Below are 15626 nucleotides of genomic sequence, written 5' to 3'. Positions count from 1 at the left end.
GACCAGCACCAGTGCACCATCGAAAGGAATCATCATGACCTTCACCCCACGATCCGAACTCGCCGCGCGCCAGGCCGACGTAGCGGGCGCGCTCATCAACGGACTCGTGACCGGGGACGTCCCCGGCGTGAAGGGCCTGTTCGCCGGGCCAGCCGACATCGACGACCCCGCCGCGGGACGGCAGATCGACGGCGGCCTCGACCGACTCGTGAGGGAGTGGGCACCGGCGCACCTCACGCAGGTGAAGTCCGTGGAGTTGACGCACACGACCACCGGTTCGGACGGGCGGTTCGCGGGAACGGAGTTCCACCTGACACTCGACAAGAACGGCGCCGATCAGGACCTCGACGTCGTGGTGATCAGCGAGTTCCACCCCGATGGCGGCCTCATCCGCAACCGGCTCTACTATCGTCTCGCCCGAGTGACAGGAGTGCAGCACCAGCGCACGAGGATCCTGCCTGAAGAGCCGATCCACCTCGAGCCGTTCAACGCGACCCTCGACGAGTACCAGCGCGCACTGCGCAAGGGGGATCCCGACGAGCAGGCTGACACCTTCTCGCCAGACGGCGCGTTCATCGGCCACGGTGAGTCGCAGGATCTGCGAGACGGCGTCGGCATGGGAACCTACCTCGGCCGCGAGAATGTGCGCACAGTTCTGCAGCAGATGTTCTCCATCGGCGATGAAGAGGCGGGCCACGACGGCGCCGACCACGCCGGAGCGATCATCGAGAAGCTCAACGTGATCGCCGACGACACCACCACCGTCCTCGAGTTCAACATCGTCCACGAGAACCACCCTGTCAACCGCACGTCGGCCGGCGTCGCCGCATACGAACTCGGCACCGACGGCATGATCAAGGAAGCCCGGGTCTATGACGAAGCTTGGTGACCGCGTCCCGGAAGGGTTCCTCTGGGGGGTGTCGACGGCCGCATACCAGATCGAGGGCGCCGTCGCCGAAGGGGGGCGGGCACCGTCGATCTGGGACGTCTTCTCGCATCAACCCGGTCGCGTGCTGCACGGCGATACCGGTGACATCGCGACGGACCACTATCACCGGCTAGACGAGGATCTCGACCTGCTGCAGCGACTCGGCGTCGACGTTTATCGATTCTCCTTCTCCTGGTCTCGCGTTCTGCCCGCTGGGCGCGGCACCGTGAACGAAGAAGGGCTGCGTTTCTACGACCGTCTGATCGGCGGGCTCATCGCGCGCGGCATCCAGCCGGTGCCGACGCTGTATCACTGGGATCTGCCCCAGGCACTCCAAAGCGAGGGCGGGTGGGCGTCCCGAACCACCGTCGACGCGTTCGTGGAGTACGCCGAATTGATGGCCGATCGCTACGGGAACCGGGTCCAGATGTGGACCACGATCAACGAACCATGGGTGGCGACCTACCTCGGGAACGCCATCGGCGTGCACGCCCCGGGGATCGCCGACCACTCGATCGCAGCGCGGGTGCACCACCACCTCCTCCTCGCCCATGGTGCTGCTTCGACAGTCCTCCATCGCGCGATCCCCCACGCGGACATCGGCATCGCGCTGAATATGAGCTACATCTATCCCGGCGCCGACACGGACGCATCCCGTGCAGCGGCGCGGCTCGCCTTCGACCAGCTGGTGATGTCATACCTCGAACCGCTGCGAACCGGTGCCTACCCGGGCAACATCCCCCGGTTCAGCGAGAAGTGGGCACCCGGGGCGGGCCTCGTCGAAGAGGGGGACCTGGCGACCATCGCCGGCTCCACCGACTTTCTGAGCATCAACGAGTACCACCCTCGCTATGTCGTCGACCCCGAGGATCTCAACGACGCTCGCCTGGCCGGATACACGGGGGGCACGCCGTCGCCGTTCGCGATGGGTCTTCCCTACCTTGACGTGGAGCCCCCCGGCGCAGCGCACACCGTATCGGGTTGGATGATCGAGCCGCGCGGACTGACCGACCTTCTCGTCCAGATCGGCGAGCTCTGGCCGGACATGCCGCTCTACATCAGCGAGAACGGCGCTACGGCGCTGGACTATCGAGACCAGGCCGGCGACGTCGTGGACGACGCGCGCGTGGCGTACCTCGATGGGCACATCGGCGCCGCGGCTGCGGCCATCGAGCAGGGCGTCGACCTTCGCGGCTACTTCCTGTGGAGCTTCCTCGACAACTTCGAATGGGCCGAGGGCTACTCCCAGCGCTTCGGGCTCGTCTTCGTCGACTACCCCACGCAGGATCGCACTCCCAAGAAGAGCTACTGGTGGTATCAGGAGCTGATCGCCCAGGCACACACGACGGGCCCCGGGCATCTCGTCCCCGGTGCGGGGGCGGTCACAGCTCGAGGATGAGCCTGGTGCCTTTGCACCGCGATACGCAGATCATCATGACCTCGGACTCCTCGCGCTCGCGCGCGTTGAGAACCGCGTCCCGATGATCCGGCTCCCCCTCGACCACGAATGTCTCGCACGTTCCGCACGTTCCCCCGCGGCACGACGACGGCGCTGAGACACCCGCCTCGACGACGCGGTCGAGGATCGACTCACCGGGGAGGATCGTCAGCGTCGCTCCGGTGAGCGACAACTCGACGTCGAACGCGTGATCGGCTTCACTTGTGACGACGTTGCCGTTCGCGAACCTCTCCACGTGAAGGGTGCAGCTGCGGCCCACGACCTCGGCCTCGAGAGCGTCGAGGAGCCGGGTGGGACCGCACGCGTAGATCACGGCGCCGGACGCATCCGAGACGATCTCGGGGAGCGCCATCCGCTCACCCTCTGAGCTGATGTACACGCGGACGCGCTCGCCGTAGCGCTCGATGTCGGCGCCGAAAGCCATCGAGGACGGTTCGCGGCCCGCGTAGTGCAGCCTCCAGTCCGAGCCTGCCGCGTCGGCCGCGGCGATCATGGGGAGGATCGGAGTGATGCCGATCCCGCCTGCGACGAAGACCATCCGGTCCACTGACTCGAACCCGAAGAGGTTCCTGGGTTCGGAGACGCGCACGAGCTGCCCCGGACGCACCCGCTCGTGCATGAACCGGCTGCCCCCCTCGCCGCCCTGCTCGAGCAGCACGGCGATGCGGTACGCGCCGCGATCGGCCGGGTCCCCGCACAGCGAGTACTGACGCACGAGGGCCGCTTCGCCCGGTCGGTCGATGTGCACATCGACGTGCGCGCCAGGCGACCATTCCGGCAGGGGAAGGCCCTGCGGGTTGGTCAGCACGAGTCCCGCGATGCCATCCGCCTCGTCGATCCGCTCGGCGACCTGAAGGGTGAGCATCAGCGCCGCCCGGTTCGGCGGCGGACGCCCACCGTGAGGTCGTGTCGTCCGGTGCGATCAGCGCCGGCCGTGGTTCCGGCATCCAGCTCCGAACCGGACGCTGCCGCTGCAAGCGCCGCGGCGAGCGCCTCGAACTGCAGTGCGATCGCGACAGCGCCCGGATCGGGGATCCCGACCGCACGGTCGCCCAAGTAGCTGCTCCGACCGAGGCTCGGCGTGAGCGAGGCGGTGGACTCGGCCCCGGCGCGGGCGGCGCGGGCCGCCTCACCCGCGCGTGCGACGGCATCGCCATCGCCGTGGACCAGTGCCTGCGCGGCCGGGTGCAGGGCGTCCACCATGGTGCTGTCGCCGGGGCCGGCGCCGCCGACGAGCTGTACGCGTGCCACGCCGGCGGCCACCGCGGCGGCCCAGTCCGTCACCCCGGGAGGGCCGGGAAGGTCCTGCAGCCAGTCGGCGATCGTCAGCAGCAGGAGGCTGTAGAGGGCACCCGAGGTTCCGCCGACCTCGCGCCGGACGATGTCCGACACAGCGGTGAGGTAGCACGCCGCGTCGGGCTGCGTGAGAAGGAGGTCGGATGCCGCGAGCACGGCGCTCGCGCCGCGTGCGAGATTCGTTCCGAGGTCGCCGTCGCCGACCCTGCGGTCGAGGTCGGTGAGCACCGGTTCGCCGGCGATGATGACGTCGGCGACGACAGCGAGCGTGCCGTGCAGCGCCGCGACGTCGTCCGAGCCGACGCCATCGGGACGCTGGACCTCGAAGCGCCCGGGAGCCGCCACGACCACCGGACGGTCGGGATCGAGCAGCGGTGTCGACCGAGGGAACGCGGCCACGAACGCCTCGTCGCCGAGCAGCGACAGCAGTTCGTCGTCCACCGCCGCGATCGTGAGCGAGGCGCCGGGCATCTCGAGCGACGTGAGAAAAGGACCGGCCCAGGTCATGCGAACGCGGAGTCCCCGCGCGGCCACCGCCTCCAGGATGTCGCCATGGAGGATTCTCAGATCGAGGTCGGGCGTGCCGCCGAGCGAGTTGACGAGGACGACGACGTCATCGCCGTCGCCGAGCCCGCGGTCCAGGATGACGGTCTCGGCGAGCCGAGCGGCGATCTCCCCGGACGGCACATGCGTGCCCAGCTCGCTGCCGGCTTCGCCATGGATGCCGAGGCCCCATTCGATCTCGTCGTGGCCGAGGGTGAAATTCGGCGCTGTCGCACCGGGGACGAAGCAGGGCCCGAGTGCGACTCCCATGGTTGCGGCGCGTGCCAGCAGCCTCTCCACCACCGCCACGATGCGCTCGATCGGCCATCCGCGCTCCGCTGCCGCCCCCGCGACCTTGTGCGCGAGCACGGTCGCCGTGAGTCCACGCCGACCCGCCCTGGATGAGTCGCCGAGGGCCGCGTCATCGGCGACCACCACCATCTCCACCCGGATGCCCTCGGCCCTCGCCATCTCGGCCGCCAGGCCGAAGTTCAGCCTGTCACCGGTGTAGTTCTTGACGATCAGCAGCACTCCCGCACTCGTCGCCGAGGCGATGATGGCTGCGTAGACGCTGTCGACCGGGGGCGAGGTGAACACCGGACCGAGCACGGCGGCATCGAGCATCCCCTCACCGACGTAGCCCGCGTGCGCCGGCTCATGCCCCGAGCCGCCTCCCGAGACGAGGGCGACACGGTCGTCACGCTTGGCCGACCGCGGCGAGCGCACGACGATGGGAAGTCCCTCGACGCGCGCAAGATGCGGGGCGGCGGCGACGAGGCCCGAGATGTAGTCCTCGACGACGTCGGCGGGGGCGTTGATGAGCTTCTTCATGGCGGTGGCGGATCCTCCGGGACTGTGCCGGCGTGGGCGCCGGGTGAGCAAGGACGTGGATTGTCGGCGCGACGGGGCACCGGCCTCTAGCGGGCGGTGACCCGCATGGGGAGGTCTTCGAAGCCGCGCAGCCAGTTCGAGTAGAACGGCACGGGCTCGCCGACCAGTTCGATCGTGTCGGCACGGCGAGCCAGCGCGGACAGCAGGCAGGTGGCTTCCATCCGGGCCATCATCTGTCCGACGCAGCCGTGGATGCCCGTGCCGAAGGCGAGGTGCCCGCTGGGATCGCGAGCGAGATCGAAGGTGTCGGGATCGGCCCACCGACGCGGATCGCGGTTCGCGGCGGCGAGCGACATGATGACCTTCTCGCCCTCGGGGATGCGGACGCCGGCGAGCTCGGTGGCGCGTGAGGTCGTGCGCCCGATGTAGGGGCTCGGGGCGTTCCAGCGAAGGGCCTCTTCGAACACTCTGCGCGCGAGGCTCGGATCGTCGTGCAGGGCCGCCCACGCATCCGGGTATTCCGCGAGTGCCTTGAGGGCGAATTGGATGCCGAAGATCGTGGTGTCCACGCCGGCGGAGAGGAAGGTGCGCACCAGCATCCCGGCGTCTTCCTCACTGATCTCGCCCTCGTCCACATAGCCGTAGATGGTCTGCCCCAGACCGCCGGGCGCGAGCGCCTCGCGGCGCATCTGCCAGTTCACGAATGAGACCGCTTCGCCGGCGGCTGCCACGGCCGCGTCGTACAGCTCGTTGCGCGGGCCCATGGCCTGGAAGTTGAGGTTCGAATACGGCAGAAGGTGCTCGCGACCCTCGGGCTGGAGGCCGAGGGCATCCGGAAGCACCGTCAACGGGAACGCCTCCGCGAGCTCTCGCGCGGCATTGAACTCGGATCGCTGGAGCACGCTGTCGACCAGCTCATCGGCGCGCTGCTGGAAGCCCTCCGTCAGCCTGCGCACGACGCGCTGACTGAGGATCGACGTCATGATGCGGCGATACTTCGTGTGGCCCGGAGGATCGTTCTCGAGGATCACGCTGGGTTTGCGCCAATTCTCGGTCCGCTTGGTGTTGGTGATGCCCGTTCCTGCCGAGGATTCGAACGTCTCGTAGTCACGGAACACCTGCTCGACCACGTCGTGTCGCCCGGTGAACCAGATGCCGTACTTCTCGATCAGGACGACGGGCCCGGTCTCTCGGATGGCGGCGTCCACCACCAGTGGACGACTCAGCCCGTCCCGCGAGAACGGATCGATGTCGAGGGCGATCGCCTGCTCGCTCATGGAGACTCCGTTGTTCGTCTGCGTGCATGGAAGAATGCCCAATTGCAGATTACATGTAATCATGTTTATTTACAATCATGACCCTCTTCCTCGACTAGACTGCACGGGACGACGTGCGACGGCACGGCGGGAGGGGCGCCGGCCATGACCGACGAGAGACGTGCGACGGGCGACGTGATGGCGCGCGCCGCGCAGCGGGGGTTCGTCACCGCGCGGCTCCCCCACACCATCGACCGCGACGACTACACGCCCGCGCTCCTGGCGCTGCTCTCCAACGTGCTGGTGTGGGGCGGCTCTCGCGTGTTCCACCACGTGCACGGGATCGGCACCAACGAGTGGCGGATCGTGAGCGCACTCGGCAACCACCCCGGCGCGACCTCGGGTGAGCTGTGCGTGATCCTCGGCATCAACAAGTCGATCGCGTCGAGGAGCGTCAACGTCCTGCTCGATCGCGATCTGATCGCTCAACTCGACGGGCCGCGAGGTTCACGTCACCTCTATCTGACGCCGGCCGGCGCACGGGTGCACGACGACGTCATGCCGATCGCGCTCAGGCGGCAGGAGATCCTGCATCAGAGCCTGACGGCCGACGAGGTCGTCCAGCTGAACGGGATGCTGGTTCGGATGCTCGACTCCGCCGACGCGATGCAGCGCTACGAGAACGAGATCCTGGCTGGAGATGCCCCCGACGACAGACCTGCTGCGGGAGCGAAGATGAGCCGCAGCGGGTCGAAGTCAGTGTCGGGGAGGTAGTTGTACCCGAACAGCGCGTCCGCCTCCGCCGCGAGACGTGTCGCGAAGACCATCGTCCCGACCGCGGGATCGGGCGTCCGTTCGAGGTTCACGAGCCCGAGCCGAGCCTGCGGGCGGTCGCGCGCGAGATCGGCCGATCCGCCGGCCGGCGTCGGTGGGCGCTCGTCGGCCGGGTCGTCGATCGTCAGCGCCCCGGCGTCGATCTCCACGCCGACCAGCGGGACGACGAGCGCCCCGTGGTGCGCACGCAGCACGACCGAGCCCTCGAATCGCAGCACTCCCGCCGCATCCACCCGCCCCGGCATCCGCAGACCGTCGTCGAGTGTGAAGGTGGCCGCCTCTGTGGTCCGGATCTCGAAGTCGGGGTCGCGCGACATGTAGGACAGCAGCGATGCGCGGATGCCCCACGCCAGCACCGCGTCCCGATTCGGCGGCAGCCCCCTCACGGCCGCGACGCTATCGTCGCGTCCCGGCGAGAAGCCTCGCGGTCCCGATGGTCACAGGGGATACGCGCCCGGCTCGCGACGCATCGTGATCCAGCGGGTCTCGGTGAACGCGTCGATGTTGGCCTGCGCTCCGCCGTGACGGGAGCCGGTGCCGGACGAGCCGACGCCGCCGAACGGTGCGTTCGCCTCGTCGTTCACGGTCTGGTCGTTGATGTGGACGATGCCCGTGGGAATGCGGCGCGCCATCTCGAGTCCTGCGAAAACATCGGCCGTGACGATCCCGAGCGCGAGCCCGTAGTCGGTTCCCGACGCCAGCGCGACGGCTTCCTCGTCCGTGGAGAACGCGACGACGGATGCGACGGGCCCGAAGACCTCGTCCCGATACGCGGCGGCATCCTTCGGGGTGTTGGCGAGAACGGTGGGGCGGTAGAAGAGACCCTCGTACGTGCCGCCGGCACGCAGTTCGGCGCCCCCGGCCACGGCATCCTGAACCAGAGTGTGCACGCGATCGCGCTGCACCTCGTCGATGAGGGGTCCGAGGTGCACCGGGCCGGTCGCGGGGTCTCCGACGTGCATCGAGTCCGCCTTCGCGGCGAGCTTGTCGACGTACTCGTCGAACAGCGATTCATGCACGAGGTGACGGCCCACGGTCATGCAGATCTGCCCCTGGTGCAGGAACGATCCCCAGGTCGCCAGGTTCACCGCCTTGTCGACGTCGGCGTCCGCCCGGACGATGTACGCCGAGTTGCCTCCGAGTTCGAGGTGCGCCCGGGTGAGGTGGCGGCCCGCGAGCTCGCCTACGGCGCGGCCTGCGCGGGTTGAGCCCGTGAACGCGATCACCCGCACGCGAGGATCGGCCACCATCGCCTCGCCGACCTCGGCCCCTCCGGGGACGAGCTGAAGCAGCCCGGCGGGCAGCCCTGCCTCTTCGAAGATGCGGACCATCGACACACCACCGGTGATGACCGTGCGCGGGTCGGGCTTGAGAAGGACGGCGTTGCCGAGGGCGAGGGCAGGCGCGACGGCGCGGATGCCGAGGATCAGAGGCACGTTGAAGGGCGAGATGACCCCGACCACACCGACGGGGATCTGCTGCGCGAGCGACAGTCGCGGCTCCTCACTGGACAGGATCGAGCCGAGCGGTGCGGAGGGGAGCGTCGCCGCCTCGTAGCACTCGGCGGCGGTGACGTGCAGCGCGAAGCCGGCCAGCGGCGGGATCGCCCCGACCTCGCGGATGTTCCAGCCGGAGATCTCTTCCGCGTGCTCCTCCCAGAGCTGTCCTGCTCGGCGCAGCACGGCCGCGCGAGCGGGATGCGGCAGAGCCGCCCACTCCTTCTGTGCGCGGGAGGCACCCTCCGCGGCGCGTGCGACGTCCGCGGCATCCGCGATCCCGACCATCGCGAGCGTGGCGCCCGTCGCGGGCTCGACGGACGGGATCTCCTCGCCGCCGCCGACGACCCACTCGCCGTCGATGTGGATCCGGCCCGCGAAATCTGCCTCGTCGATGAGGGCGCCGGATGTCTGGGTCACCGTGCTCATGCTTGCTCCTTGTGGTTCGGTTCCTGCTCGTGCTTGTTCGATTGTCACCCCTGCGGGGATCTTGCAGCGGTGGTCAGATCGCGCTGCTCCGCGTCAGGCGCTGGGCGCGGCGACCTACCGTGCTCTGCGCCCATCCCCTCTGGATGACCCGCATGGCGTCGGCCGCGAGCACCGCCCCGTCGTCGTACGGTTCGCGCCAGATGGCGAGCATGTCGCCCACTTCTGGCGACAGGATGCTGCGCGAGAACGCCTCGATGCCGATGCGTCCGTCGTAGCCGAGATCGAGCGCGCGCGTCACCACGTCGACGAGGTCCACGACACCGGTGCTGAGCGGGCCGCGGCCGGACTGACCGAGCTCGAGGTAGGCGAGCTTGGGCAGCGAGATGCGGATCGCCTCGGCCATGTCGGTCTCCTCGATCGCCATGTGGAAAGTGTCGAGGTGGATCCGCAGGTGCTCGGAACCGCTCAGCGCCACGAACTCGACCGCCCGGGCGGCCGTGTTCACCACGGATGTCTCGTAGCGGTTGAGAACTTCGAAGGTCATCGTGATGCCGCGCTCGTGCGCGTAGTCGGCGACCGCACCGACCTCCAGAGCCGCGCGCTCGAACACCTCGGAGGGGGTCGCCGTCCGCGGGTGCCCGAAGACGCCGTACGGCACGCCGTTCATCTGGTCGCCGCCGACCGCGGCGGTCAGATCGACGACGTCGCGCAGTCGGGCTGCTCCCGCCATCCTCTCGTCGGCGTCGGACGATCCGACGTCCGCCCCGGCCGTCAAGCCCCCCGCGATCGTGATCGGGGCGAGTCCGTGCTCCGCGAGGCTGCGCCGCAGTGCGGCCGCGTCGACGGTCGACGGATCGAGTGGGGGGAGCACAACCCGCGAGAACCCCGCCGCCGCCATCTCTGCGAGAGCGTCGCCGAACGGACCGGGCGACGCATCCGCCACGAATACGTTGACATGGCAGGCCAGGTCGAGAGCTGAAGGGGTGCCGCTGTCGGTCATGTGGGTCCCCACTCAGAAGGTCGGCAGGTCGAGGCGCTGCTTGTAGACGGAGTACCCGTCGTCGACGTGCACCACCGTGCCGTTGATCACGTTCGACTCGTCGGAGGCGAGGAACGCCACGACGTTCGCGATCTCCTCGGGCTCGGTCATCTTGTTGCGCAGCTGCTCGGACGCGAAGGTGCTCTTCAGCTCTTCGCTGAACTGGTTGATGATCGGGGTGGCCACGCGGCCGGGTGTGATGGCGACGGCGCGGATGCCGTACTGGGCGAGTTCGTAGGCTGCCGAGCGCGTGAACGAGATGACCGCGGCCTTGGCGGCGCTGTACGAGAAGGCGAGCTCGGCTGCCTGCTCGCCGTAGATCGATGACGTGCTGATGATGACACCGCCCGTGCCCTGTGCGCGGAACTGGCGGCCGGCCGCGAGGATGCCGTAGTAGACGCCGTCCTGGTCGACGCGGATCATCGGCGCATAGTCCACTTCGGGGTCGTGTTCGAGGAGGGGCTTGCCGCCCGCGATCCCGGCGTTGTTGAAGATGATGTCCAGCTTTCCGAACACCTCCACGGCCCGCTGCACCGCGGCCTCGACGTCGCTGTACACCGACACGTCGGCTTGCGTGGCGGCGGTGGCGCCCTCGAACCCGAGCTCTTCGATCTCGGCGACGGCCCTCTGGGCGCTGCCCAGACTGATGTCGACGATGAGCACCTTCGCGCCCTCGCGGACGAACTTCTCGACGGTGGCCCGCCCGATTCCGCTGGCGCCGCCCGTGATCAGGGCGACTTTGCCTTCCAAACGCATGTTGTCCGACTTCCTGTGGGGGTGAGGTGAGGTGGAAGCAGCGGGACGGGCGGACGAACGCCTGCCCGCCCCGCTGCGATCGAGCTATTGGAGCTTGTCCGACGGGGTGATGTCGGCCGCGTTGTCCTTCGTGACCAGGGTGGTCGCAACGGCCTCGAAGTTCTTGGAGGGCAGGGTGCCGTCCTTCTGGTAGGCGGACATGGCGGCGGTCACCTTGTCGAGGATGGACGGCCACGGCTGCTCGACGGTGGCGAGCATCGCACCGCCTTGCTGGATCTGGGCCAGCGACTCGCTGACGGCGTCGACGCCGGTCACCTTGCCGGACTCGCCTGCTTCGGTGATGGCTTGGGCGGCGCCGAGAGCGGCGTCGTCCCAGCCGGCCCAGACCGCGTCGAGCTTGCCGGGGTTCGCGGAGATGTAGTCGGCGACGAACGCGAGGGTCTCGGTGCGGCCGGTGGCGGGTGACTGGACCTTCTGGATGTCGCCTCCGGCGATGGTGGCGCCGGCGTCTTGGAACGCCTTCATGGCAAGGGCCGAGCGGAGGCGGATGCCCGCGTGCGGGTCATGCCCGATGACCATCACGGTCTTGCCCTGCAGGCCGCCCAGCGCCTTGTCGAGCGCTCCGACCGTCTGGTCGACGATGCCCTGCTGGTCCGTGGTGACGTTGTAGACGTACGCGTCGGTCGGCTCGGTGGCGGCATCCATCGCGAAGATGGGGATGCTGGCATCCTTTGCCGCGGTCACGATCGACTGGATCGACGCCTCATCTGTGTAGCCGTTGAAGATCGCATTGGCGCCCTGGCCGATGGCACTCTCGACGGCGGGGTTCATCTTCGTGAAGTCGAAGTCACCCTGGACCATGGTGAGATCCCAGCCGAGCTCTTTTGCTTTCGCCTGCACGGCCTTGACCCACCAGGCGCCGACTGGCGTCTGGTTGCCGGAGGTGAAGGCGATCACCTTGAACGGCTTGTCTCCGCTGCCGCTGGCGTTGCCGCCGCTGCCGCCGCCGCCGCTCGAGCATCCGGTCAGTGCGAGAACGGCAGCCGCGGCGATCACCGCGATGGCCCTGAGTGTGGTTCGCATGGGTAACTCCTTTGTTGTGATTGCGTTTCGGGATGGTCTGAGTGGATGCGACCCACCCAGGCGTTCGTATGGGCGAGGAGCTATCGCTCGCGGGTCCTGAGCGACGACAGCGTCACCGCGGCGATGATGATCAGACCGGTGACGACCTGCTGGACGTACGAGTTGACGCCCAGGATGTTCAGGCCGTTGCTCATGACGCCGATGATCGCGACGCCGACCATGGTGCCGGGAATGTTCGCGGCGCCTGAACGGGCGACCGTCATTCCGAGGAAGACCGCCGCGACCGCGAAAAGCAGATTGTCCGATCCCTGCACGGCACTCGCGCTGCCCAGTCGTGCCGCGAGGAGGATGCCGCCGAACGCGGAGACCAAACCCGCGATGGTGAAGGCCAGCAGTCGAACGCGTCGCACGTTCACGCCCGAAAGCCGCGAGACTTCTACGTTCCCGCCCGTGGCGTACCACCGGCGGCCGAGAGTGGTGAAGCGCAGGACCGCCCACAGGACCAGCGAGATGGCGATGGCGATGAAGACCGGGAACGGGATCTGCAGGATCCGACCCTGCCCGAGGTTGTCGAACTCCGCCGGCATCTTGAACAGCGTCGTCCCCCCCGTCACGAGGAAGGCGAGCCCGGTCACCGATGTCAGCGTCGCCAGGGTGGCCACGAAAGCAGACAGGTTCAGATATGCCACCAGAGCACCGTTCACCAGTCCGATGAGCAGTCCGACGGCCAGTCCGGCGAGGATCGCCACCATGACGGGGACGCCGCCGAGCATCAGCGATGCCGCCACCGAGCCGGCCAGGGCCGCCGTGGCCGCCACCGACAGGTCGAAGTCGCCGACCACCATGACGATCGTCTGGGCTCCCGCGATGATCGCCAGAATCGCCACCTGGTACAGGATGTTGCGCACGTTGGTGAAGCTGAGGAAGACGTCGGGGCGCATCGCGAAGAAGAAGATGATGAGGAGCACCAGGGCCAGCACGGTGCCGGATGCCAGCAGCGACTGTCCTACCGAACGTCGAGGGACGGCTCGGACGTCGGTGACGTCCTCCAGCCCTGGGTTACGCGTCGTTGTCATTTGCCTCCGCCTTTCCATAGCAGTACGCGAGCAGAACCTCTTCGTCTGCCCCGGCGGCCGGGACCTCACCGAAGATCCGGCCTTCGTGCATGATGAGCACACGATCGCTGAGCCCGATGAGCTCGGGAAGCTCCGAGCTGACCGCGATGATCGTCGTGCCGCCGGCGGCGAGCTCTCGGATCAGACGGTAGATCTCCGCTTTGGTGCCGACGTCGATGCCGCGGGTCGGTTCGTCCATCAGCAGCACCTTGGGCCTGCGGGCGAGCATCTTGGCCAGGACGACCTTCTGCTGGTTGCCGCCGGACAGCTCTCCGACGAACTGCCGTGAACTGCGCGCCTTGATCTGCAGATCGGACATGCCCTTGCTCACGATGTCGGAGATGCGCGCGCCGGAGACAACTCCGAAGGAGCTGACCTCCGGGATGTTGGCCAGGGCGATGTTGTCGCGGATCGTTCCGCCGAGGATCACGCCCTGTGCGCGCCGTTCCTCCGGAACGAGGGCGATCCCGGCATCCAATGCCCGGCCCACGCCTGGGGAATGCGGCAGTCGCGTCTCGCCGACCGTGATGGTCCCGGCTCTGTGCTTCTGGGCTCCGGACAGTATTCGCATCAGCTCGCTGCGGCCGGAGCCGGCGAGGCCTCCGATTCCGAGGACCTCGCCCTTGTAGGCCGTGAACGAGACGTCCTTGACTCGCCGACCGTCGAGTGCGTCCACCGTGATGGCCACGTCGGTCGTCGCTGTGTCGCGGTCCGGGTAGAGCTCGCCGCCTGGCCGCCCGACCATGTTCGAGATGACCTCGTCGATGTTCGAGTCGGCGACATCCTTCGTGACGATGGTTTCGCCGTTTCGCATGACCGTCAGGCGATCGCAGAGCTCGAACACCTCCTCGAGCCGGTGTGACACGTACAGGATCGCGACGCCCTCATCGCGGAGGCTCCGCAGCACCGCGAACAGCTCCGTGATCTCCGTGTCGGTCAGCGATGCGGTCGGCTCGTCGAGGATCAGCACGCGAGCGTCGGTGGCGAGCGCTCGCGCGAAGGCGACCATCGTCTGCTGCACCGGCGACAGCTCGCCGGCGAGTCTGCCCAGCGGGATCTTCTGATTGAGGCGGTCCAGCTGCTCCCGGGCGCGACGGCGCAGCGCTCGCCACTGCACGAGACCACCCCGGTTGGGCATCTGTTCACCGAGCAGGATGTTCTCGGCGACGCTGATCGTCGGGATGATCGACAGCTCCTGGTACAGCGCGCTGACGCCGGCACGGTTGGCAACGCGCACGTTGTGGAACTCGACCTCTTCGCCATCGCGCCACAGCGTTCCGCCATCAGGCGAGTAGACGCCCGTGAGGACCTTGATCAGGGTGGACTTGCCCGCGCCGTTCTCGCCGAGCAAGGCGTGGATCTCGCCACCGCGAACGTCGAGGCGTGCACCGCTCAAGGCGTGCACACCATCGAAGTGCTTGAGGATGTCGCGCGCCTCGAGCGCCAACGAGGTGACGATGGCATCCGGCTCGGTGGTCGTGCTCATCGCTCGTCCTCCTCGTCGATGTCGTTGCAGCGGATGATGACCTTCGGGTATGCGCCGCTGACGTGGACGGCGAATGCCTCGGTCGCCTGCTCGAGCGGGAAGACCGCCTCGGTCATCTCGCCGAGCTCCAGGTGAGGCAGGATCTGCAGGGCCCGCGGGAACGCGTAGGGCGAGACGAAGACGCCGGTGATCGTCAGCTCTTTGAGATAGAGGTAGTCCGAGAGGTTCAGCGGCATCTCGAAGTCCGCCGGGTACATGGCGCCGTAGACGACCGTGGCGCCCTTGGCGGCGATGTCGAGCAGGCCCTTGACCGCGCGGGATGAACCGGATGCATCGATCACCACGTCGTACCCGCGGCCGCCTGTGATCTGGTCGGCACGCTCGTACTGGTTCTCGGCTATCGGATCCACCACGAACTCGGCGCCGTGGCGCAGCGCCATCTCGCGACGCTCCGCGATGGGCTCGATCATCGTCAGCGAGGTCGCGCCATAGCGCTTCATCACCTGCAGAGCGAGGTGGCCGATCGGACCGCCGCCGCAGATCACGACACGGTCGCCGACCTTGATGCCGGTCTTGTCGGCGATTCGCACGGCCACGGAGGTCGGCTCGAGCAGGCATCCCTTCAGCAGGGTCACCTCATCGGGCAGGCGGTACACCTGCGACTCGTGCCATGTCACCGTCTCGGCCATTCCTGGGCGGTTGTAGTCCTGGATGTTCTCGCAGAACTGCTGCTTGCCCTCCTGGCATGGCCGGCAGGTGCCGCAGAACCGCAGGAAGTTGCCCGCCACGCGGTCGCCGACTTTCAGCCCGTTGCGGTGCGCGGCATCGCCGAGCGCCTCGATGACCCCGGAGATCTCGTGGCCGAGCCCGATCGGCACGTCGGTGCCGAAGAACCCCTCCGCCAGGTGCGGGTCGGAGCCGCAGATCGCCGCATAGGCGACGCGGATGCGGACGTCCTCGGGGCCCAGCGGCTGGTCGGGGAAATCGACCACGCCGATGCGACCGCGTGTCTGTTCGTCGGGATCGCGCAGGCTGCCGATCTTGGTGACGGCGACGGTTCTCATGGGACTCTCCG

The 15626-nt window shown here is 68.1% G+C and carries 14 protein-coding genes; 3 read left to right on the top strand and 11 right to left on the bottom strand.

All coding sequences use genetic code 11. From position 1 onward, the window contains the following. The first annotated feature begins 34 nt into the window (after positions 1 to 34). Both ABD212_RS10195 and ABD212_RS10190 read left to right on the top strand, forming a co-directional pair. The gene (locus ABD212_RS10195) at positions 35 to 889 is read left to right on the top strand and encodes a hypothetical protein (protein ID WP_344094063.1); all 855 of its coding nucleotides are present in this window, start codon (positions 35 to 37) and stop codon (positions 887 to 889) included. Further along, a complete protein-coding gene (locus tag ABD212_RS10190) occupies positions 873 to 2327 on the top strand; it encodes a glycoside hydrolase family 1 protein (protein WP_344094061.1) in 1455 nt (484 codons plus the stop codon). Before ABD212_RS10195 ends, ABD212_RS10190 begins: the two co-directional genes overlap by 17 nt. Here the strand turns inward: ABD212_RS10190 and ABD212_RS10185 are convergent. The 3 genes from ABD212_RS10185 to ABD212_RS10175 all read right to left on the bottom strand — a co-directional run bounded on the left by ABD212_RS10185 (position 2311) and on the right by ABD212_RS10175 (position 6334). Beyond that, a complete protein-coding gene (locus ABD212_RS10185; RefSeq protein ID WP_344094058.1) occupies positions 2311 to 3252 on the bottom strand; it encodes a PDR/VanB family oxidoreductase in 942 nt (313 codons plus the stop codon). The two genes, ABD212_RS10190 and ABD212_RS10185, sit on opposite strands and share 17 nt — an antisense overlap. Further along, positions 3252 to 5057, bottom strand: a complete 1806-nt coding sequence (locus tag ABD212_RS10180) for a dihydroxyacetone kinase family protein (protein WP_344094056.1) — start codon at positions 5055 to 5057, stop codon at positions 3252 to 3254. Before ABD212_RS10180 ends, ABD212_RS10185 begins: the two co-directional genes overlap by 1 nt. 86 nt (positions 5058 to 5143) lie before the next feature. Continuing rightward, positions 5144 to 6334 (bottom strand): cytochrome P450, encoded by a 1191-nt coding sequence (locus tag ABD212_RS10175; protein ID WP_344094053.1) that lies wholly within the window; start codon positions 6332 to 6334, stop codon positions 5144 to 5146. 144 nt (positions 6335 to 6478) lie between these two features. Between ABD212_RS10175 and ABD212_RS10170 the strand changes: the two genes are divergently transcribed. Continuing rightward, the gene (locus ABD212_RS10170) at positions 6479 to 7087 is read left to right on the top strand and encodes a MarR family winged helix-turn-helix transcriptional regulator (protein ID WP_344094051.1); all 609 of its coding nucleotides are present in this window, start codon (positions 6479 to 6481) and stop codon (positions 7085 to 7087) included. Here the strand turns inward: ABD212_RS10170 and ABD212_RS10165 are convergent. From ABD212_RS10165 to ABD212_RS10130, 8 genes are all read right to left on the bottom strand, one after another. Further along, positions 6988 to 7533, bottom strand: coding sequence for an HtaA domain-containing protein (locus tag ABD212_RS10165; RefSeq protein ID WP_344094049.1), 546 nt, complete (start codon positions 7531 to 7533; stop codon positions 6988 to 6990). The two genes, ABD212_RS10170 and ABD212_RS10165, sit on opposite strands and share 100 nt — an antisense overlap. Before the next feature lie 51 nt (positions 7534 to 7584). After that, positions 7585 to 9072 (bottom strand): aldehyde dehydrogenase family protein, encoded by a 1488-nt coding sequence (locus ABD212_RS10160; RefSeq protein WP_344094047.1) that lies wholly within the window; start codon positions 9070 to 9072, stop codon positions 7585 to 7587. A gap of 73 nt (positions 9073 to 9145) precedes the next feature. Then, the gene (locus tag ABD212_RS10155; protein ID WP_344094045.1) at positions 9146 to 10072 is read right to left on the bottom strand and encodes a sugar phosphate isomerase/epimerase family protein; all 927 of its coding nucleotides are present in this window, start codon (positions 10070 to 10072) and stop codon (positions 9146 to 9148) included. Positions 10073 to 10084: 12 nt separating this feature from the next. Next, positions 10085 to 10867: an SDR family NAD(P)-dependent oxidoreductase gene (locus tag ABD212_RS10150; RefSeq protein WP_344094043.1), complete on the bottom strand. Its 783-nt coding sequence runs from the start codon at positions 10865 to 10867 to the stop codon at positions 10085 to 10087. 84 nt (positions 10868 to 10951) lie between these two features. Further along, the gene (locus ABD212_RS10145; RefSeq protein ID WP_344094041.1) at positions 10952 to 11950 is read right to left on the bottom strand and encodes a sugar ABC transporter substrate-binding protein; all 999 of its coding nucleotides are present in this window, start codon (positions 11948 to 11950) and stop codon (positions 10952 to 10954) included. A gap of 80 nt (positions 11951 to 12030) precedes the next feature. Then, positions 12031 to 13026 (bottom strand): ABC transporter permease, encoded by a 996-nt coding sequence (locus ABD212_RS10140; RefSeq protein ID WP_344094039.1) that lies wholly within the window; start codon positions 13024 to 13026, stop codon positions 12031 to 12033. Beyond that, positions 13010 to 14551: a sugar ABC transporter ATP-binding protein gene (locus ABD212_RS10135; protein ID WP_344094037.1), complete on the bottom strand. Its 1542-nt coding sequence runs from the start codon at positions 14549 to 14551 to the stop codon at positions 13010 to 13012. The genes ABD212_RS10140 and ABD212_RS10135 overlap by 17 nt, the downstream gene beginning before the upstream one ends. Then, positions 14548 to 15615, bottom strand: coding sequence for a zinc-dependent alcohol dehydrogenase (locus tag ABD212_RS10130; protein ID WP_344094035.1), 1068 nt, complete (start codon positions 15613 to 15615; stop codon positions 14548 to 14550). Before ABD212_RS10130 ends, ABD212_RS10135 begins: the two co-directional genes overlap by 4 nt. Positions 15616 to 15626: the final 11 nt, after the last annotated feature.

The organism is Microbacterium deminutum, assembly GCF_039530205.1.
Classification (GTDB): domain Bacteria; phylum Actinomycetota; class Actinomycetes; order Actinomycetales; family Microbacteriaceae; genus Microbacterium; species Microbacterium deminutum.
The sequence above is the reverse complement of the archived record's forward strand: the minus strand, read 5'-3'. Positions and strand labels throughout refer to the sequence as shown.